The 20,932-nt window shown below is 58.6% G+C and carries 16 protein-coding genes and 1 tRNA gene; 11 read left to right on the forward strand and 6 right to left on the reverse strand.

The features are described 5' to 3' along the window. The first annotated feature begins 1 nt into the window (after position 1). Positions 2-1,207, forward strand: coding sequence for a pyridoxal phosphate-dependent aminotransferase (locus AABE20_RS06620; RefSeq protein WP_338332356.1), 1,206 nt, complete (start codon positions 2-4; stop codon positions 1,205-1,207). A gap of 46 nt (positions 1,208-1,253) precedes the next feature. Continuing rightward, the gene (locus tag AABE20_RS06625) at positions 1,254-2,168 is read left to right on the forward strand and encodes a DMT family transporter (RefSeq protein ID WP_338332357.1); all 915 of its coding nucleotides are present in this window, start codon (positions 1,254-1,256) and stop codon (positions 2,166-2,168) included. Positions 2,169-2,272: 104 nt separating this feature from the next. Here the strand turns inward: AABE20_RS06625 and AABE20_RS06630 are convergent, their stop codons facing one another. Then, positions 2,273-3,310 (reverse strand): ABC transporter substrate-binding protein, encoded by a 1,038-nt coding sequence (locus AABE20_RS06630; RefSeq protein ID WP_338332358.1) that lies wholly within the window; start codon positions 3,308-3,310, stop codon positions 2,273-2,275. A 435-nt stretch (positions 3,311-3,745) separates the two neighbouring features. Between AABE20_RS06630 and AABE20_RS06635 the strand changes: the two genes are divergently transcribed. Continuing rightward, positions 3,746-3,821, forward strand: a tRNA-Asn gene (locus AABE20_RS06635). A 163-nt stretch (positions 3,822-3,984) separates the two neighbouring features. Here the strand turns inward: AABE20_RS06635 and AABE20_RS06640 are convergent. The 3 genes from AABE20_RS06640 to panC form a co-directional block, all read right to left on the reverse strand. Continuing rightward, positions 3,985-5,169, reverse strand: coding sequence for a hypothetical protein (locus AABE20_RS06640; RefSeq protein WP_338332359.1), 1,185 nt, complete (start codon positions 5,167-5,169; stop codon positions 3,985-3,987). Positions 5,170-5,522: 353 nt separating this feature from the next. After that, entirely contained in the window at positions 5,523-5,873 is a 351-nt protein-coding gene (locus AABE20_RS06645) for a RidA family protein (RefSeq protein ID WP_338332360.1), read from the reverse strand. Positions 5,874-5,913: 40 nt separating this feature from the next. Continuing rightward, positions 5,914-6,753, reverse strand: a complete 840-nt coding sequence (panC, locus tag AABE20_RS06650) for a pantoate--beta-alanine ligase (RefSeq protein ID WP_338332361.1) — start codon at positions 6,751-6,753, stop codon at positions 5,914-5,916. Positions 6,754-6,941: 188 nt separating this feature from the next. Here panC and dnaE point away from each other — a divergent pair, with 188 nt between their 5' ends. From dnaE to parC, 8 genes are all read left to right on the forward strand, one after another. Then, on the forward strand, positions 6,942-10,361 hold the full coding sequence (gene dnaE, locus AABE20_RS06655; protein WP_338332362.1) for a DNA polymerase III subunit alpha: 3,420 nt from the start codon (positions 6,942-6,944) through the stop codon (positions 10,359-10,361). Positions 10,362-10,364: 3 nt separating this feature from the next. Continuing rightward, complete coding sequence (locus tag AABE20_RS06660; protein WP_338332363.1) at positions 10,365-11,741, forward strand: anthranilate synthase component I family protein; 1,377 nt, start codon at positions 10,365-10,367, stop codon at positions 11,739-11,741. After that, positions 11,738-12,535, forward strand: coding sequence for an aminotransferase class IV (locus tag AABE20_RS06665; protein ID WP_408740750.1), 798 nt, complete (start codon positions 11,738-11,740; stop codon positions 12,533-12,535). The genes AABE20_RS06660 and AABE20_RS06665 overlap by 4 nt, the downstream gene beginning before the upstream one ends. A 168-nt stretch (positions 12,536-12,703) precedes the next feature. Beyond that, positions 12,704-13,810, forward strand: coding sequence for a Rieske 2Fe-2S domain-containing protein (locus AABE20_RS06670; protein ID WP_338332364.1), 1,107 nt, complete (start codon positions 12,704-12,706; stop codon positions 13,808-13,810). A gap of 161 nt (positions 13,811-13,971) precedes the next feature. Continuing rightward, positions 13,972-14,760, forward strand: a complete 789-nt coding sequence (gene rpsB, locus AABE20_RS06675) for a 30S ribosomal protein S2 (protein ID WP_086639242.1) — start codon at positions 13,972-13,974, stop codon at positions 14,758-14,760. A 132-nt stretch (positions 14,761-14,892) separates the two neighbouring features. Then, complete coding sequence (tsf, locus tag AABE20_RS06680; RefSeq protein WP_338332365.1) at positions 14,893-15,798, forward strand: translation elongation factor Ts; 906 nt, start codon at positions 14,893-14,895, stop codon at positions 15,796-15,798. Between the two features lie 39 nt (positions 15,799-15,837). Beyond that, positions 15,838-16,596, forward strand: a complete 759-nt coding sequence (gene recO / locus AABE20_RS06685; protein WP_338332608.1) for a DNA repair protein RecO — start codon at positions 15,838-15,840, stop codon at positions 16,594-16,596. A gap of 84 nt (positions 16,597-16,680) precedes the next feature. Beyond that, positions 16,681-18,891, forward strand: a complete 2,211-nt coding sequence (gene parC, locus AABE20_RS06690; protein ID WP_338332366.1) for a DNA topoisomerase IV subunit A — start codon at positions 16,681-16,683, stop codon at positions 18,889-18,891. Positions 18,892-19,044: 153 nt separating this feature from the next. Here parC and AABE20_RS06695 read toward each other — a convergent pair whose 3' ends face one another. After that, positions 19,045-19,818 carry an arginyltransferase gene (locus AABE20_RS06695; protein ID WP_338332367.1) on the reverse strand — a complete coding sequence of 258 codons (774 nt, stop codon included), beginning with the start codon at positions 19,816-19,818 and terminating at the stop codon, positions 19,045-19,047. A gap of 75 nt (positions 19,819-19,893) precedes the next feature. Then, the gene (hemB, locus tag AABE20_RS06700; RefSeq protein WP_338332368.1) at positions 19,894-20,898 is read right to left on the reverse strand and encodes a porphobilinogen synthase; all 1,005 of its coding nucleotides are present in this window, start codon (positions 20,896-20,898) and stop codon (positions 19,894-19,896) included. Positions 20,899-20,932: the final 34 nt, after the last annotated feature.

Genomic DNA, 20,932 nt, shown 5'->3' on the forward strand with positions numbered 1-20,932 from the left:
TATGGCCCGGAGTTTTGCGCATCGCCTGAACGGTCTGCCCGCCCCTGCAACAATAGAAATGGCCCGGCGCGCCCGAGCACTTAAAGCAGAGGGCAGGCCGGTCATCTCCCTCGCATTGGGGGAGCCGGACTTTGCAACGCCCCCCGCTGTGGTGGAGGCAGCCCATCAGGCAGCGCTGGCCGGGCAGACCAAATACCCGCCCGTGGATGGTACGCCAGCACTCAAGGCGGCCATTGCCCGCAAGTTCACGCGGGAGAACGGGCTGGATTACACGCCTGAGCAGATTATGGTCTCCAACGGGGGCAAACAGGTCATCTTTAACGCCTTCATGGCGACCCTGAACGCAGGGGACGAGGTGGTGGTGCCCACCCCCTACTGGGTCAGCTACCCGCTGATTGCGCGCATGTTTGGGGCCACACCCGTGTTTGCGCCGTGCAGGGAGGAGGACGGTTTTCGGCTCAGGGCGGATGTGTTGGCACAAGCCCTCACGCCGCGCACACGCTGGGTTGTGCTGAACTTTCCCAACAACCCGACCGGGGCGATCTGCCCGGCGGAGGACCTGGCCGCTATTGCCAAAGTCCTGCGCGATTACCCCGATGTGTGGATTCTGTCGGACGAGATTTACGAACATCTGGTGTTTGATGGCGCACGCTCCGCCTCAATCGCGGCTGTAGCGCCAGACCTCAAGGACCGCACCATTACACTCAACGGTGTGTCCAAAGCCTATGCCATGACCGGGTGGCGCGTGGGTTTTGCCGGTGGCCCCGCCGACCTGATTGCCGCAATGCGGGGTGTGCAGGGCAATGCGACATCGGGGGTGTGCTCTATTGCGCAGGCTGCGGCCACTGCCGCGCTGGATGGTCCGCCAGACCTTGTGCAGACCATGGTCGCCACGTATAGCCGCCGCCGCACCAACGTGGTGCAGGCCCTGCGCGCGGTGCCGGGCCTGACCTGCGCCATGCCCGAAGGGGCTTTTTATGCGTATCCCGGTGTTGCTGCCTGCCTTGGGCGCACAACGGCAGGTGGACGGTTGATTGAGACCGACCACGATTTTGCAATGGCGTTGCTGGACGAGGAATACGTGGCAACGGTGCCCGGCAGCGCCTTTGGGCAGTCGCCCTACCTGCGGTTGTCCTGTGCAACGTCGGACGATGTGTTGGCCGAGGCCTGCCAGCGTATGGCGCGCTTTGTTGCCGGTCTAAAATAAAAACAGGTCCGGGCTGCTTTTCCAGCCCGGGCAGGAGTGCCCTAACGTGCCTGACCAGTCCCTGCCTGCGCGGGAGAGAGTAGTATTCCGGAGTTTCTCGCGCGAGGAAGTGGCGCTGGTCTGCATTACCGTCCTATGGGGCGTTACGTTCCTGATCGTGCATATGGCCATGCGCTACACGGGGGCCATGTTTTTTGTGGGGGTGCGTTTTACCACCGCGGCCCTGCTTTCCATGCTGCTGTTCCGCCGGTTGTTGCTGGACCTGAGCCTGCGGGAAGTCAGGGCGGGTGCGTGTGTGGGGGTTGCCATCTTTTTTGGCTATGCGCTGCAAACCTTGGGGCTGGGGAGTATTTCCAGTAGTCAGTCCGCCTTTATTACCGCCATGTATGTGCCCGTTGTGCCGTTTTTGCAGTGGTTCTTTTTGCGCAAACCACCCCATCTTATGGTCTGGTTAGGGGTGCTGTTTGCTTTTTCTGGTCTTGTGCTCCTGACCGGCCCGCAGGCCATAGCGCACCTGCACCTACAGTTTGGTGAGGTCGTGACCCTGACTAGCGCCATAGCCATAGCCATGGAGGTTGTGCTGATCAGCCGCTTTGCCTCCCCCGCCATTAACAGCTTTCGGGTGGCGATTGTGCAGTTGTTTGTGGCTGGGTTGCTGGCATTTGCGGCCATGCCCGTTATGGGCGAAAAAGTGCCTGCCTTTACGTGGTGGTGGGTGGCCCCCGGTCTGGGCCTTGGGGCCATGAGTGCCGTTATTCAACTGGTTATGAACTGGGCGCAAAAAACTGTTTCCCCCACGCGGGCCACGCTTATTTACGCGGGCGAGCCTGTTTGGGCCGGGCTGGTGGGGCGTCTGGCAGGGGATGTTCTGCCCGCGCGCGCCTTACTGGGGGGCGTGCTGGTTATTTTGGGTGTGCTGGCCAGCGAAGTGCGCCTGCCGCGCAAACAGGAGCGGGACTAGAGCGCAGGCTTTTGGCAATGGCTGCTTTGCTGCCTGCACTGTTTTGCGCCGCTCTGCGTGAGGGTTGCTCAATCTGGCGCTTAACGGGGTAGGGTGTGGCGGTGTTATTCGTGCAGCACATTCAGCGTATAGCTGCGCGCAAGGGCTGTTGAATCCGCGCCATCGGCCATCATGCCAACAAGCTGGAGTTCATCGCAGTATTGCGCAATTTGTTCGCGCAGGCCCCGGCCCATAAGGGGGCGGATAACCGGCTCGTTCCGCAGCATGTTGCGCGCACTTGTGGCAGGCAGGCCCGCTGCGTTATCGGCTATCAGGGTTGCGGCATCATCTCTGTGGGTGTTGACCCAAAGGGCTGCATCACGCAGGGCCAGCACCAGTGCTGTGGCGGCAGTGGGGTCTTTTTCCTGCGCTGTATCCGCAACACCCAGAATAAGGCTGGTGCGGGCCGCGTAATGCCCCGTATCGCTGCCAACCAGTTCGTATACAAGGTCGGGGTGGTTCTGGAGCAGGCTCCACGCATCGGGATCATGCGTGACCACGGCGTCTATTTTCTGGTCATGGAGGGCCTGTTCTATCTGCGGGATGGGCAGATCGACCCAGTTAATGTGGGTGAGCGCATCCATGCCTTTACGGCGCATCATAATACAAAAGAACAGCTTGTCCGCTGCATTCTGGTCGGGCACGGCCACGTTGCGGTCCATAAGCTGGTCCAGTCGCGTAATGCCGCTGCTGCGCCGCACCAGCAGGCGGCGGCTACCGGACTGCACCCCCATGACCAAATGGGCAGGCAAGCCCGCATGCAGGTGCTGGAGCCATGTGAGTGCGGGAGCAACAGCGTAGGAGGTTTTCTGTTCCGCCAGTGCGGTCAGGGCATCCTGCCCGTTATGGATGTTGGGCAGGGGGTCCACATCCAGATTGTACTGGGCAAAAAAGTTTTTCTCCAGTGCTGCGGCCAGCACGGGGGACATGGCGGCTTCTGGCCAGCCGATCTTGAGTTTGCGATAGACGCCATCGGGCTGTTTGCGGGGTGTACGGGGGTGCTGCTGGCGGGTCAGGAGCACAACGCCACCCGCGGCAACGCAGCCTCCGGCCCCCCAGAGCAGGGCACGGCGCGAAAGAGGAGAAGGTGCAGGTGCGCTCATGTCTCTTTCTTACACTGTGTTGGGTGAGGTGTCCCGGTTATGGGGGCGGAAAATGAAAAAAACCGTCTGTTGGCCCTGCATCCATTGGGTGTGTGCAAGGGGTTGGCTTGTTATTCCTGCTGTGTGTGGCAGTTGAGTTCTGAATTTTGGGTGCAGCCAAGCCCTGATTATAGGCCTGTAAGCCCTTGGTCCCTGTGGAGGGGATTAATCTATGCGAAGCAGTTCCTTTGCTTCTGCCCGGCACAGTGTTGATGGGGTTTGTTAGCAAAGAGGTGTGTGTAATTTTGCTGGCGGCAATAATTAACGTTTTGTAATATAAAAAGGGTCTTGCACCCTCAAAGCGTTGTGGTTATACACCCACACAGCAGCACAGCGGGGCGCATCTTGCAAAAGATTGCACCACAAAATGCCGCTAAGTGGTTGAAAAATATCTGTTCCCGAATAGCTCAGTTGGTAGAGCAAGCGACTGTTAATCGCTGGGTCGTAGGTTCGAGTCCTACTTCGGGAGCCACCACCTTTTCCCCTTAAAAATAAAAGATATATCAGCGCGTATATCCTCTGGATTGGTTCCGGTAGCTTTTGTCCAGAGCTTGCATTGCGCCTCTGGTGGGTTCCAGAGGCGTGCATCGCCATATTTACACCCATGCGTGGTTTGGTGGTCTTTCCGTTATATTTTAAGACTCATGATCTTCACGCGATAACGTGAAATGAAGTATTTCAAGTGCGGATCGAAGCCCTGAATCATTATCAAGTAGTTGCCAGATATAAGGGCGAGTGCCATCCAGATTTTTAACGAAGACTGATTTTGGAGATTCTTTCATGACAAGATTTGGAAAATTCTGATCTAATGTTTCCATAAATGGACGGGTGAGGTGTTTCCCAGTAAAATCGTAGCCAAAATCGACTGTACCATTGGAGTTGACAACAAAGGCAGTGACCTTGATTGCGCCAACGACCATATAAACGATAATAGTTTTTCTTATATTCCAGTAAATATTTATATCACTGCATGATGTGAGGAAATTTATAAGACGTGTGGAGGTTCCGGGATACTTTTGGTCAAGTTCGGCAAAAATTTCATCTTCGGACAAGGTGGTAGGTTTTTGGGAATATATTGTTGGTGCCGGTGAGGATATGCTTACCTTGCCTTCATTAAATTGTACTATGCCGCGTACAATATTTATTGTGCGCATTGGTATTGAGGGAACAACAATAATTTTATCGCTTTCAGGTAAGTTGTAAATGGAAAGGCACACCAGCATCAGGGCAAAGTGTAGTCCGGCATGTTGTTGCAAAAAGTCTGTGAGAGTCTCAGTATTTTCAGTGATGCCATCGCCCGCTATGACCAGAAGGCAGCGGCTGCGGCGAAGATTGCTGCTGAGCGCATCTATGAAATGATGCTCACTGAGTGGGGATGGGTCATGATACTGTGATAGCATATGGTTATAAAGGTTGAAGGTGGGATCTTTTTTTGCTTGGCGAATGGAGTTCTGCAAGTCTTCATAAGTCATGGCCTGCAGATCTTTTGCGTAATCAATAATTTGAGCGATAACCGTTCTTCTTGATTCCGGGTTTCTCCATAGTTTGCATTCGACGGCAATTAAATCACCACGCGGAGTGATCAGCAGGTTGTCCAGATATCCGGACTTGAGGGGAAGCTCCATGCAAACGGAAATAAGCGGTGAAAAAACAGGTTCGACCTTGCTAATAGGCAGGACGCTTGGTTGATTATGGACAAGAGTTTGAATGAAATGTTCATTGTAACCACTGGCATTGCGTGAGCGCATATCCCGCGGTTCCAGGTGCTGTATCGTTTTCTCTGATATTGTTACTATCAGGGGAGATGCTGCCTGCTTCATTATTTTTCCATTGTCGCATTACATTGATCCACCGCAAACAAAGAGGGGTGAATTCTAATAAGGTATTATTTGAGCATGGATTTGTCGCGAGCAAAATCTTTTTAATGGTCATATCCATTCGACATCAGGACTTGTCACATTAAAACTTCGGGCTTCGCAGTTTGAGTGGATGAAGGCCGCTTGCGTGTGTGGATTGTTTTTATTGACCAGAAAGTAAAAGCCAATAAAGCGGGGCAGTTTGCTACTGGTGCGTGATATTGCTCATATTGACGGCAGATACGATGGGGTGTTCACCACCTGTTCACACAAGGTCCATCACCCTGCGTGGACAGGTGGTGTGAGCGGGTTAGTCTTCAGGACAGGGCCGCAATGCCGGTCAGTTCCACTTTCCATGCCGGGTTGGCAAGTTTGGCTTCTACTGTTGCGCGGGCGGGTTTGTTGCTCTGGTCCAGCCATGCGTCCCATGCGCGGTTCATGCTTGCCATATCGTTCATGTCAGCCAGAAAAATCTGGACCGAAATCAGGCGGCTTTTATCTGTGCCTGCTTTTGCCAGAATGGCGTCAACCTGTTGCAAAATATCGGCCATCTGCCCCTGTGCATCCAATGTGGCGTCATCGGCAATCTGTCCAGCCAGATAAACCAGTCCGTTGTGAATGACCGCGCCACACAGGCGTTCTTCAGGTTCAAGGCGGGTTATGCTCATTGTGGTCTTCCTTGTGTAAAAAACTGATGTACAAACGTGTTTACGCAACAGCCATGTTGTCTATCAGGCGGATGTCGCCCAGACTGGCCGCTACAAACAGGCGTGCGCCCGGTGTTGGTTCTGTGGCTTCAAGCAGGGTATCGCCCGTGCGGAGGTCCAGATAATGCACGTTAAAACCATGGTTTTTCAGGTTCTCGCGGCAGGCGTGCAGGCTGGCATCCACCGGTTTGCCGGATTGGATGTCTGCAATGCAGGTTTTTAGGGCAGTAGGTAGGGCAGGGGCCTGCTGGCGCTGCTGTGGCGTGAGCCTGCGATTGCGCGAGGAGAGGGCCAGTCCATCGGCCTCACGCACTGTGGGCACGGGCTGAATACGCACAGGCAGGTCAAGGTCGTGCACAAGGCGGCGGATCAGGCAGAGCTGCTGGTAATCTTTTTCGCCAAAAGCGGCAATGTTGGCTCCGGTCTGGAGGAGCAGTTTGGTCACAACAGTGGCGACACCATCAAAATGTCCGGGTCGGTCCGCGCCGCACAGCATGCCGTCCAGTCCACTCACCATAATGCGTGTTGCAAAGCCTTGGGGGTACATTTCGGCCGCATCGGGGGCGTAAAGCACATCCACCTTGCCGGTGCTCTCCAGTAAGGCTGCGTCTGCTTCCAGCCCGCGTGGATAGAGTTCAAAGTCGGTTGCGTTGTTGAACTGGATCGGATTGACAAAAACACTCACAATCCTGCGCGTGGCCTGCCCATCCAATGCCTTAACAAGGGCAAGGTGCCCGTTATGGAGTGAACCCATGGTGGGCACGACCCCTATGGTTTCGTCCGCGTTGCGCCATTGGGCTACCAGTGCGGCCAGCTCGGTTCTGGATCTGATAATCCGCATAAAAAATCCTGAAAAGCAGATGAACCCCCGTAAGGGGAGCGCCCCAAGGGGTGGGAAGGGCCGTAGTCTAGTGCCGATTGGCGCGGGGTTCCAGCCGGGGGTGGTTGTCTGGTGCTCGGGGCTGCGTGGGCGGGATTAAAATACTGACAATCCGGTGGAGGGGGGGCGGGCCTGTGCTATAGGGGCGTATGTCCTACGCTGATTTTGTCCATCTTCGTGTGCACTCTGCTTACTCGCTGAGTCAGGGTGCAATCCGGGTGCCGGAAATTGCTTCTCTGGCGCAGGAAATGCGTATGCCTGCTGTGGCTATTGCCGATTCGGGCAATCTGTTCGGGGCGTTGGAATTTTCGCAGTACTGCACCAAAAGCGGTATTCAGCCCATTATTGGCGGGCAGATCGGCCTGCCTGCCCGTAACGACAAACCCGGCGCCCCGGCGGAGCCTGTGGTGCTGCTGGCGCAGAATGATGTGGGGCTGGCCAACCTCCAGTTCCTCTCATCCGAAGGGTTCAAAACATCCGACCCGTCCGACCCATTTGTGGGGCTGGACGTTTTGTGCGAACGCGCCGAAGGGCTGATGCTGCTGACCGGCGGCACGCGCGGCCCGTTGTTTCAGATGCTGGCTGAAGGGCAGAAGGACGAGGCCACGCGCTGGCTGGGCCAAATGCACGAAGCGTTTGGCGATCGGCTGGTTGTGGAGTTGCACCGCCACAATCTGGCGATTGAAAAAGCCGTGGAGCCGGGTGTGCTTGGCCTTGCCAGCCAGTTTGGCCTGCCCCTTGTGGCAACCAATGAGTGCTTTTTTCCCAAGCCCGAAATGTACGAGGCGCATGACGCGCTGGTGTGTATTGCCCAAGGCCGCACCATGGCGGAAAAAGACCGCTTTCGCGTAACGCCGGAGCACTGGTTCAAACCCCCGCAGATGATGCGCGCCTTGTTCGCGGACCTGCCCGATGCGTGTGACAATACGCTCGAAATTGCCCGCCGCTGCGCCGTAAAGGTGGAAACACGCAAACCCCTGCTGCCCGTCTGCCCCAAAGTGCGCGAAGGTGCGACCGAGGACCAAACCCTGCGCGCCATGGCGTGGGAGGGGCTGGAACGCCGCATGGCCACCATGACGCTGGATGAGGAGCTGCAGGCCCGCTACCGCGAGCGGCTGACGTTTGAGCTGGATATTATCTCCAAAATGGGGTTCCCCGGCTACTTTATGATCGTGGCGGACTTTATTCAGTGGGCCAAGGCGCATGGCATTCCCGTGGGGCCGGGGCGTGGGTCGGGCGCTGGTTCGCTGGCGGCATGGGCGCTCACCATTACGGATATTGACCCCATTCCCTTCAACCTGCTGTTCGAACGGTTTTTGAACCCCGAACGTGTGTCCATGCCTGACTTTGATATCGACTTTTGTCAGGACCGACGCGATGAGGTGATCGCCTATGTGCGGCGCGAATACGGGGCCGACCGCGTAGCCCAGATCATTACCTTTGGTAAGTTGCAGGCCCGCGCGGCTGTGCGGGACGTGGGGCGTGTGCTGGGCCTGCCTTACGGCATGGTCAACCGCGTGGCCGAACTTATTCCCAACAACCCGGCAAAACCCGTTACACTCAAGGAGGCCATAGCGGGCGAGCCAAAATTGCAGGACATGCGCGATAACGACGAGGCTTTGCGCAGACTGCTCGAAATTGCCCAGCAGTTGGAGGGCCTGTTCCGCCACGCCAGCACCCATGCCGCAGGTGTTGTGATCGGGGACCGCCCGCTGGTGGAACTGGTGCCGCTGTACCGAGACCCCAAGAGCGACACACTGGTCACCCAGTATAACATGAAGTTTGTTGAGCAGGCCGGTCTGGTCAAGTTCGACTTTCTGGGGCTGACCACGCTCACCATTCTCAAACGCGGTGTGGATTTTATCCACCGTATGGGCAAGGAGGTGGATCTGGCGGCCATTCCCCTGAATGATGTGCGAACATACGATATGCTCAGCCGGGGGGATACGGCAGGCGTCTTCCAGTTTGAAGGCGCGGGCATGCGTGACGTGCTCAAACAGATGCGCCCCACCCGGCTGGAAGACCTGATTGCCGCCGTGGCCCTGTACCGCCCCGGCCCCATGGCCAATATTCCCGATTACTGCCGCCGGAAACACGGGGAAGCATGGGAACCCCCGCACGAGGAAATCCGTGATATTCTTGAAGAGACCTACGGCATTATGGTCTATCAGGAACAGGTCATGCAGATTGCCCAGAAAATGGCAGGCTACAGCCTTGGTGGGGCCGATCTGCTCCGCCGCGCCATGGGTAAGAAAATCCGCTCGGAAATGGACCACCAGCGCGAGATTTTTACCAAAGGCGCTACCGGGCGCGGCATAGACCACGACAAGGCGGTGGAGGTGTTCGACCTCATGGCCAAGTTTGCGGATTACGGGTTTAACAAATCGCACGCCGCAGCTTACGCCTTGGTCTCCTACCAGACAGCGTGGATGAAGGCGAACCACCCTGTGGCGTTCCTTGCGGCCTGTATGTCTCTTGCGCGTGAGCGGACGGAAAAACTGGCAGCCCTGCGGCAGGAAGCCGAGCGTATGGGCATTAGCGTGCTGCCGCCCGACATTAACCGCTCGGAGGCCGATTTTGCCGTGGAGGTTCTGCCGAATGGGGAATACGCCATTCGCTACGCACTGGCCGCAGTTAAAAAAGTTGGTTTTGGGGCCATGGAAGTTCTGGTCGCAACAAGGGGGGATAAACCCTTTGCCGATCTGGCCGATTTTGCAACGCGTATAGACCCCAAGCACATTAACCGCATGCAGATGGAAAATCTGGCCAAGGCCGGAGCCTTTGAATGTCTGGACAAAAACCGTGCGCGTGTTTTCCATTCTGCCGATGCCTTGTTGCGCCGCGCCCATAGTCAGGCGCAGGAGGCCGCGTCCGGGCAGATTGGTCTGTTTGGTGGTGGGGGGGAGAAGGAACCCTTGCGTCTGGCCGATGGTCCGGACTGGCCGGAGTTTGAAAAACTGGCGATGGAGGCAGAAGCTATTGGCTTCCATATGACCGCGCACCCGCTGGACTCCTACGGCTCCGTGCTGCGCAGGTTGGGGGTTATCAAGTCCTCCCAACTGCTGGCGGCGGCAGAGGCTGGGGTAGGCCGTGTTAAAATTGCAGGGTGCGTTGTGGACCGTAAGGAACGCCCGACCCGCACAGGCAACAAAATGGCATGGGTGCGCCTGTCCGATGCCACAGGTGGGTGCGAGGTGACCGTGTTTTCCGAAGTGCTGACCCGTGTGCGTGAAAGTCTGGTAGCCGGGCGCGCCGTGCTGGTAACAGCCGAACTCAAGCTGGAGGGCGAGGCCATGCGCATTACCGCGTCCGACATTGTGGAGCTGGAACAGGCCGCCGCACAGGGCCAGAGCGAAATGCGGATATGGCTGGAAAAGGAAGACGCCCTGCCAGCCCTGCAAACCGTGTTGAGCGAACAAAAAGGGGGGGCGGGCCGTATTGTTCTGCTGCCCGGCGTGGCCGAAAGCTGCGATGTGGAAATTCGGCTGCGCGGGGGGTACAAGGTTACCCCGCTTCTGGGGCAGAGGCTGCGCACACTGGCAGGGATTTCCCGCGTGGAGCAGGTCTGACCCGTGGCATGGGTGCGCGCACTGCCCTGGCGGGAGCCTGATACGGTTCTGGCTCTGTGGGGGGGCGCTCCGTGGTGCGTTCTGCTCGATAGCGGTGGTGCGCTCGATGGGCGCAACCGTTGGCAGATATTTTGCCAAAATCCACGCCATACCCTTCTGGTTTTTGCAAACAGGGTTGAACTGGATGGCGTGCCGCAAGCTGTGGGTACGCCTGAACAGATATTGAATTGTCTGCGTAAAATCCAGAAGAAGTACCAAGGCGATGCGCCGGACGATGAACTGCCGTTTTGTGGTGGCTGGGTCGGGTTTGCCAGCTATACGTTTGGCATGGCGTTGCAGGGCGTTCCCACCCGCCAGACAGGCCCGGACGAACCCCTGTTTGCCGCCGCTTTTTACGACCATGCCTATGTATGGGACCGAAAAAACCAGAATGTGGTCCTCACAGGTCTGGAGCGTGGTGGACTGGCCCCGCAAACCTGCGGCAAGGCCGAGGCCCGGTGGCGCGCCTTGCCCGAACAGGGCGTGCCGCTCCCGCCCACCCGGTGCTTGCCCCTACGGGCCAGCCAAACGCAGGCCACTTACTGCCGAGCTGTCAGTGCTGCGCAAAACTACATAGCGCAGGGGGATATTTTTCAGGTCAACATAACCTGCCAGCATGTGGCCGACCTGCCTGCGGATGTTGGCGCGCATGAACTGTATCGCAGGTTACGGCAGGCTGCTCCGGCCCCCTTTGGGGCTTATCTGTCCTGTGGAGAGGGTTTTTCCATTCTTTCGTGCTCGCCTGAGCGTTTTTTGCAGGTTGGTCGCAATGGGCATATTGCCACCCGCCCCATAAAAGGCACGGCCCCGCGTGGGCAAACGGAGGCCGAGGACCAGCGTCTGGCCCATAACCTTGCGCGGGACGACAAGGAACGGGCCGAAAATCTGATGATTGTGGACCTTATGCGCAACGATATCGGGCGCGTGGCCCGTATTGGCAGTGTGAGTGTGCCCGAATTATGGGCGGTGGAGCGGTTTGCGCATGTGCATCACCTTGTTTCGGAAGTGCAGGGGTATTTGCGGCAGGAGCATGATGTGTTTGACCTGCTGGCGGCCACCCTGCCGCCCGGTTCCGTAACAGGTGCGCCCAAACACAGGGCCATGGAAATTATTGACGAACTCGAAGCCACCTCCCGGGGGGCCTATTGTGGCACGCTCTTTTGTATTGGTGTGGACGGGCGGATGGACAGTTCGGTCATTATCCGCAGCTTTGTGGCCCATGCGGGGCAACTGCGCATGGGTACGGGGGGCGGTATTACCACCCTGTCCAACCCGCAAAAGGAATATGAGGAAATGCGGCTTAAACTGGCACCCTTTGCCGCCTTTACGGAGGGGGCGTGATGTTTGTCTGGCTCAATGGCGCCCTGTGCACACTGGCGCAAGCCCGCATAAGCCCCGCAGACAGGGGGTTTACGCTGGGCGATGGTGTGTTTGAGACCATGCGGGCAGTTGGTGGGCGGGTTTTGCACCTGCCCATGCATATGGCGCGGCTGGCGGCGGGAGGGGATGTGCTGGGCATGGCCGTGCCTGCCGCGCAGGAGGTGCAGGCGGCGGCCAAAATGGTGCTCAGCGCCAACGGGCTGGAAAACGCCGTGCTGCGGCTGAGTGTGGCGCGCGGGGAGGGGCCGAGGGGGCTGCTCCCCCCCGAACATGCCCACCCGACCGTGCTGCTTACGGCGGTGGGGGGTGTGTTTTCCGTCTCGTCCATACAGGCCGTGACCAGCCGCCTGATCCGGCGGGATGAGGCATCACCTCTGTCTTATATTAAAAGCTTGAACTACCTGCCCGGCATTCTGGCCCGGCAGGAGGCCGCGCGGCTGGGCGCGCAGGATGCGCTTTTGCTCAACACGCACGGAAGGGTGGCGGAAAGCACAATCAGCAACCTGCTTGTGGCAACGTCTGCGGGGCTGGTCACGCCGTATGTGGCCGAGGGTGCGCTGGCGGGAATTGCCCGCCAGATTTTGCTGGACCAAAAACTGGTGCGCGAGGGCACGCTCAGTCCGGCAGATTTGCGGTGTGCGGGGGGGGTGTGGCTGGTCAATTCCCTCTCGCTCCGGGTCGTGCGCATGCTGGACGGGCAGGACCTGCGGGTGGATGCCGCGCTGAGCGCGCAACTGGAGCACTGCCTGCGCTAGAATGTATAAGCCGGGTTTGATTTATGTCCTTTTCGTCTGGAGGGCAGACATGCGACGATAAGGGCTTGTGCAGACCCGGCGGAATGCTCAATCGTTCGCCCGTCCTTTACAGGCCGGAATGATAAGCATCGGAACAGCCGGCCTGTGGTATTCTGATGAGGTGACACCATGCAACAGGCAACAACAGCCACGGAGCAACCGGCGGAGCAGGGGAATGCCCCCCGCTATGATCTACGGCAGATCGATGTTGATCCCAATTTCTGGTACCCTGTGGCATGGTCGGCCAAGGTGCGGAAGGGCAAGGCCTTTGCCGCGCGCTTTGCAGGCCACCCCATTGCGCTGATCCGCCCCGAATACGGCCCGGTCTATGCGTTGGAAGACCGCTGCGCCCATCGTCAGGTCCCCCTGAGCAAAGGTGTTGTGGATGATAAGGGCTGCGTAAAATGCTGCTACCACGGCTGGGCGTTTGACCAGCAGGGCAAATGCGTGACCGTGCCTTACCTGAACAAGGAAGGTGTGGGCCGCCCGGTCAAGGCGTATCCCTGCCGCGAAAAAAGCGGGCTGATCTTTATTTTCCCCGGTGACCCCGATCTGGCCGACAAGGTGCCCGTGCCCGATATTGCGCAGGTGGGGAACCCCGAATACAAAACCCGCCAGTTCAGCCCACGCCTGAAGTGCCATTACACGTTCATGCATGAAAACCTGATGGACATGAACCATCAGTTCCTGCACCGCCGCCAGATGGGGTCCATTACGGCCCGCTTTTTGGGGCAGGACAAGGGCGATAACTTTATGGAGGCGCGCTACAGCTTTGCCCGCAAGGGCGGCAACCAGCCGCTGGCCGAAGCCCTGATTTTTGGCAAACACCATGATGATGGCCGCGAACAGCCGGTGGAAGAGGTCGTGTCCATCCGCACCACATACCCGTATCAGACACTCCAGATCCACGATAAGGATGGAGACCTGATCATGGACCTGTGGGCGTGCTACCTGCCGCTGGGGGAAACCCAGCAGGTTACTCAGGCGTTTGGTCTGCTGTCGGTTAAAAAGCCCAAATGGACGTTTTTGCTCGATATCGCATGGCCGGTGCTGGGTCTGTTCACACATCGCATCTTTGAAGAAGACCGCGAAATTGTGGAAATGGAACAGAACGCATGGCGCGAACTGGGCGGGGACCATAACATAGAGGTGTTCCCTGTGGTCAAAAGCCTGCGCGAGCTGCTGGCCCGCAGTGGCGTGCCCAACCGCTACGCCAAACCGCTCAAGCAGGGTTGAGTACGCTTTTTGGCCTTGCCCGCTTGGCCAAAAAACGCCATATAGAGCCGCCCCGGCCCACGCCGGGGCATAACACACGTGGGGCCTACACCTCTGGTGCCCAGCCAAAAGGCTGGGTGGTGCCCTGCGGAGGTTTAACCAGTTAGGTAGGAATACGCCCCATGGCGATGCCCGATTTCACACTGCGCCAGCTGCTTGAAGCTGGTGTTCACTTTGGTCACCACACACGCCGCTGGAACCCGCGCATGGCGCCGTTCCTGTTTGGTGTGCGCAATCAGGTTCACATCATCGACCTGCAGCAGACCGTTGGCCTGCTCGACCGCGCCCTTAAGGCGATTCGTGATGTTGTAGCCGGTGGTGGCCGCGTTCTGTTCGTTGGCACCAAGCGTGCGGCACAGGACCCGATTGCAGAAGCAGCCCGCCGTTGCGGTCAGTACTACGTCAACCATCGCTGGCTGGGCGGTATGCTCACCAACTGGAAGACCATTCAGGGCTCCATCAAGCGCCTGCGCCAGATTGAAGAAACGCTCGAAGGCGCGACTTCCGGTCTGACCAAGAAGGAAGTGCTGGAACTGACCCGCCAGCGCGACAAGCTGGAACGCTCTCTTGGTGGTATCAAGGAAATGGGTGGCCTGCCCGACGTGCTGTTCGTGATCGACACGAACAAGGAAAAGCTGGCGATTGAAGAAGCCAACAAGCTGGGTATTCCGGTTGTGGCTATTCTGGACAGCAACTCCGACCCGCGCGGCGTGACCTATCCGGTCCCCGGTAACGATGACGCCATTCGCGCCATTGGTCTGTATTGCGACCTCGTCTCCGCTTCCGTGCTCGACGGCATTTCCGCCGAGCTGGGTGCTGCGGGCCATGACGTGGGTGCGGCTGAAGAACTGCCGGTTGAGCCTGCTCTTGAAGCAGCTCCGGTGGCTGAAGAAGCTCCGGCAGCAGGCTGAAGCCTATAAAAAACAGCCCGGTTTCGACCGGGCTGTTTTTTTGCATGAGATGCCTGTGTTTTTCGCAGGCAACGGAATGTTCTGCCGCGCGCCCTGTCAAGGGCGCGTTGCGGTTTTCTAAGGAGTAGGAATATGGCGGAAATTACCGCAGCATTGGTCAAGGAACTGCGCGAAAAAACCGGCGCAGGCATGATGGATTGCAAAAAAGCGCTGAACGAAGCGCAGGGTGATATTGAAGCCGCCATTGACTGGCTGCGCACCAAGGGCCTTGCCGCCGCCGCCAAAAAATCTGGCCGCGTGGCAGCAGAAGGTCTGGTCGCCGTTGCCTCTGGCGACAAGACCGCCGCCATGGTGGAAGTCAATGCTGAAACCGACTTTGTTGCCCGTAACGAAGCGTTCCAGAACTTTGTGGAATCCGTTGCTCAGGTTGCACTCAAGGTTGGTGATGATCTGGAAGCCATCAAGGCAGCCACGCTGGACACGGGTCGCACCGTGGCAGACGAACTGACCCACCTGATCGCCACCATTGGCGAAAACATGACCCTGCGCCGCGCACGCGTGTTCACCGTGCCTTCCGGTGTTGTGGCCACCTACGTGCATGGCGCGCTGCGCCCCGGTCTGGGCAAGATTGGCGTTCTGGCGGCTATTGAAGCCCCGACGGCTGATGAAGCCATTGAACAGCTTGGCCGTCAGGTTGGTATGCATGTTGCTGCTACCCGCCCGTCCGCGCTGGATGTAAGCAGCCTGAACCAGGAAGAAGTCGAGCGTGAACGCGCTGTTCTGATCGAACAGTCCCGCGCATCGGGCAAGCCTGAAGCCATTATTGAAAAAATGGTCGAAGGCCGTATCCGCAAGTTCTACGAAGAAGTCGTTCTTCTGGAACAGGTCTGGGTGCACGATGGCGAAACCCGCGTGAAGGATGTTGTTAAGAAGGCAGGCGTTAAGCTGGCTGGCTTTGACCGCTTCCACCTGGGTGAAGGCATTGAAAAGGCCGTTGATGACTTTGCTGCGGAAGTGGCCAAGGTCTCCGGCGTCTAAGACCGGGTCTTTTGCATGTTGAACAAGGGCGGGACTTCTCTGGAAAGGGAGGCTCCCGCCCTTGTTGTTTTTGTGGCCCCGCAAGGCGAGAGTAGTGCGCGGGTCCATATGTTGACCGAGCAGGACGGGCTGGTGCGCGCACTGGCCTACGGGGGTGCCAGCCGTGCTGGCCGCGCTTTGTGGCAGCCGGGCAATGTGGTCAAGGCCCGGTTGATGCAGCGGGGGGAGGGTGCGCCCACACGTGTATCAGGCGAACTGCTGTACGGGTGTGCCGCGCGTATTCTGAGCATGCCGCTCGCACTGGCCATGATGCAGTCGGCCTGCGTTCTGGCCGATGCCACCTTGCCCGAGGGTGAGCCATGCCCGGCATTTTTTGGCGCGACCCTCAAGCTCCTGTCCTTTATTGGTTACAGCCCCGATATTGCGGAGCAGACGGGCCTGCCCAATTATATTGAGTGGGAACTGGCCTTGCTGGACGTGCTGGGCTTTGGGCTGGACCTGAGCCATTGTGCCGCAACCGGACAAACGCATGACCTTGCCTATGTCTCCCCCCGCACCGGGCGCGCGGTTAGCGTGGAAGGGGCCGGGGCGTGGAAGGATCGGCTCCTGCCGTTGCCCGCTTTTTTGCAGGACCCCACACAGGCTGGCAACTGGTCGGACTGGCTGGATGGCCTGCGCCTGAGTGGGCATTTTCTGGCGCGTGATGCATTTGGTCAGCGGCATCTGCCACTCCCTGCCGCCCGGCAAAGACTGGTCACCCGCGTGGAAAAGCTGGTAACGGGCCAGAACGCACCCTGAACTACGCACCAAGGCTGGCACAACTTGGCCTGTGGCGGTATGTCTGGGCCGGAACACATCGCACCGTTTTTTCTGGGGCAGAGCATGAACGAGACATTTGAAGGCCATATTGAGGAGACAAAACTGGCGGATGCGCTAAGCGAGCGTTATCTGGCCTATGCTTTGTCCACCATCATGTCGCGCTCCCTGCCAGATGTGCGCGATGGGCTTAAACCCGTGCACAGGCGGCTGGTCTACGCCATGCACCAGCTCAAGCTGGACCCTGCCTCGGGGTTCAAAAAATGCGCGCGTGTTGTGGGTGACGTTATTGGTAAGTTCCACCCCCATGGCGATGCCTCTGTTTATGAAGCGCTGGTGCGTCTGGCGCAGGATTTTGCCGCCCGCTACCCGCTGGTGGAAGGGCAGGGGAATTTTGGCTCGATTGATGGCGATAACGCCGCCGCCATGCGGTACACCGAAGCCCGCCTGACCGAAGTGGCCGTGGCCCTGCTGGACGGGATTGAGAGCGACGCTGTGGATTTTCGCCCCACCTATGATGGTGAGGAGCAGGAACCCATTGTGCTGCCAGCAGCCTTCCCCAACCTGTTGGCCAATGGTGCCGCGGGTATTGCCGTGGGCATGGCCACCAGTATTCCGCCGCATAACGCGGCAGAAGTGTGTGCTGCCGCGGCCCTGCTGGCCCGCAGCCCCGCCGCCACAACGCAGGACCTGCTGGCGCTTATGCCGGGACCGGATTTTCCTACTGGCGGGCTGATTGTGGAGGACGCCTCCGCCATTTTGCAGGCGTATGAGACCGGGCGTGGCGGTTTTCGTATGCGCGCGCGCTGGGCTGTGGAGCAGGGGCGCTTTGGCACATGGCATATTGTGGTGTCGGAAATTCCGTATCAGGTGCAAAAATCCCGCCTGATCGAACTGGTGGCAGACCTTTTGGAGCAGAAAAAGCTCCCGCTGCTAGGCGATATCCGCGATGAAAGCACGGACGAAATTCGCCTGATCCTTGAGCCAAAAACACGCGGGATCGAACCCGAAGTGCTGATGGAAACACTGTTCCGCGCAACCCCGCTGGAAAGCCGGTTCCCCCTGAACATGAACGTGCTGGGGGCGGATCGCTCGCCCGGTGTGCTGGGGCTTAAGCAGGTGTTGCAGGCATGGCTGGACCACCGGCACGAGGTGCTGGAGCGCCGCAGCCGCTACCGTCTTGCAGCCGTAGAACGGCGGCTGGAAATTCTGGCAGGCTTTTTGATCGTTTACCTCAATCTGGACGAGGTCATTCGCATTATCCGCGAGGAGGACGACGCCAAGGCCAGCCTTATGGCCACGTTCAGCCTGACCGATATGCAGGCCGAGTCTGTGCTGAACATGCGCCTGCGTAGCCTGCGCCGCCTGGAGGAAATGGAAATCCGCAAGGAGCATGATGCTCTTTCGGCCGAAAAAGCCGAACTGCTTGCCTTGCTGGGGGATGAAAAACAGCGCTGGAAGCAGATCGGGCAGGAACTGGACAAAATGGTCAAGGTGTTTGGCAAGGGCCGGGTTGGCTCACGGCGCAGCACCATTTTGTCCGCTCCCAAGCCGGTCGATATTTCGGTCGTGGAAACAGTGGAGCGTGAACCGCTGACCATGATCCTCTCCCAAAAAGGGTGGGTGCGGGCCATTAAGGGCCACAATGTTGATCTGGAGACCCAGAAGTTCAAGGAAGGCGATGCCCTCAAACTGGCGCTTCCCTGCCAGAGTACGGATCGGCTGTGCTTTTTTGCGACCGATGGGCGCGCCTTTACGGTCAAGGGTGCCGACCTGCCGCGTGGGCGGGGGGATGGTCAGCCTGTGCGCCTGCTGGTTGATCTGTCGAATGATGAGGAACTGCTTGCGGTTTTTGTGCTGGAGGAGGGTGGTAAGCGCCTTGTTGTTTCCAGCGCTGGTCGCGGCATGGTGGTGGAGGACGATGCCCTTGTGTCCGAAAAGCGGTCGGGGCGGCAGGTGCTCAACCTTAAAGGCGATGACTCTGCCCAACTGTGTATTCCCGCACAGGGGGACCATGTGGCCGTGCTGGGTGATAACCGCCGGTTTCTGATCTTCCCGCTCGACCAGTTGCCCGTTATGGGGCGTGGCCTTGGGGTTGCGTTGCAAAAATATGCCGATGGCGGAAAGCTGCGGCAGGCCATGGTGTTTACCGCCTCCGAAGGGCTGGTCTGGCCCGGTGCGGTGCGGTGCCGCGCCATGGCGGATTTGCAGGACTGGCTGGGCAAACGCGCAGGTGTTGGCAAGCTTGCTCCCACATGGGCGAACAAAAAAGCCTGAGTGGGCCACCACTCAGGCATTGGGGGCGCATGAGACGGGCCGCCGCATGGGCACCGTAGGCGCCAGCCCCCCAGTATTAAGCCGGGGCAGGTGAGACCTTCTGCTCTGCTTTGCACCTGTGTGGAAGAGGCGCCAGTTCTTTATGGGGAGCGGTCAGAATAACGGGGCATCGGGGAAAAGCCCGTGCCGCTTTGTATCGACTGGCTGTTCCGGGTCGAGCGGGCGCCATGCATCATGGCGCAGGATTTCGGCAGGCCGGAAGCGGCTTTTATAGGCCATTTTGGGGCTGCCCGGAATCCAGTAGCCCAGATAAAGGTAAGGCCGACCGAGCAGAAATGTCTGGTGGATGAGAAAAAGCACAGCATACACGCCCAGAGAGCGGGTGGTCTGTTGTGGGTCGTAAAAGCTGTACACGGCTGAAAGCCCATCATTAAGCGTATCGGTCAGGCTGACGGCGACCAGCTTCTGGTCCGGTGTGCGGAACTCTATGATCTGTGTATCAACCGTGGTTTCTTCCACCATAATCCGGTAGTCGCGCGGCCCCATATTTGCCATGTCACCGCCTGCGTGGCGGGTATTCAGGTACTGGCGGAACAGGTCGTACTGCTCACCCGTGGCGGTTGGGGGCAGTAGGGTCGCACTCAGGTCTGTGTTGCGGTTCCATGCCCGTTTTTGTGTGCGGTTGGGAGTAAAGTCCGCAACGGGCAGGCGGATGGGAATGCAGGCCGAGCACCCTTCGCAGAGCGGTGCGTAAGCCAGTGTGTGGCTGCGGCGAAAGCCTGTGGCGGACAGGCGGCTGTGCAGGGTGTCTGCATTGGGGACGGCCAGATCAGCCAGAATCTTGCGTTCCATGCGCGCGGGCAGATACGGGCATGGCTGGGCGGTGGTGGTATAAAAAAACTGCGGGTTGCGCAGTGGTGGTGTCATGGTCGGCAATCCCGGATGCATGGCGGGCCAGCAAAAACTGGCCCGCTTATGCCCGGCATGGGCCAGGCTTGGTGGTTACAGGCCCGATCTTTCCCGAATATGCTGTGCGGCTTCAATGGCAAAATACGTGAGTACGCCATTGGCACCCGCGCGGCGGAAGGCCATCAGGCTTTCCATGATGGCGCGGTCGCGGTCGAGCCAGCCATTGTTAATGGCTGCCATGAGCATCGCATATTCTCCAGAGACCTGATACGCAAAAGTCGGCACGCTGAAGGTATCTTTTACGCGGCGGATAATATCCAGATAAGGCATGCCGGGCTTGACCATGACCATGTCCGCGCCTTCGGCAATATCCATTTCCACTTCGCGCAGGGCTTCGTCGCTGTTGGCGGGGTCCATCTGGTAGGTTTTTTTGTCCCCCTTGAGCAGGCCGCCAGAACCCAGCGCATCACGGAACGGGCCGTAAAAAGCGGAGGCATATTTGGCTGCGTAAGACATGATGCGGGTGTTGATCAGGTCGTTCGCATCAAGGTCCTGCCGGATGGTGCTAATGCGGCCGTCCATCATGTCCGACGGGGCAATAATATCCACACCCGCCCGGGCCTGATTGACGGCCTGCTCGGACAAAATCTGGACCGAGGCTTCGTTAACAACGTAACCATCCTTGATCACGCCGTCATGGCCGTGGCTGGTGTAGGGGTCGAGTGCCACGTCCCCGATCAGGGCCATGTCGGGGAATTCTTTTTTCAGCAGTCGGGCCGCACGGCACATCAGGTTGTCGGGGTTGAGTGCTTCGGTCCCGACTTCGTCGCGCGCATCGGTTGGGGTGATGGGGAACAGGGCAAGGGCTGGAATGCCCAGTTTTGCTGCGGGTTCCACATGCTTTGCAAGCCGGTCAAGCGTTACGCGGTGTGCGCCGGGCATGGAGGATACCTCGGTTGTAACACCCGTACCTTCCATGAAAAAAATCGGCCAGATCAGGTTGCTGATGCCCAGTGAGTTTTCGGCAACCAGGCGGCGTGTCGCATCGTCAAACCGGTTGCGGCGCGGGCGGGTCAAAGGGAAACGACCAGCCATCATGGGCGGGATCTCCTTGCGCGGTGTCTGCCAGGTG

This window comes from Acetobacter zythi (genome assembly GCF_963921165.1).
Taxonomy (GTDB): domain Bacteria; phylum Pseudomonadota; class Alphaproteobacteria; order Acetobacterales; family Acetobacteraceae; genus Acetobacter.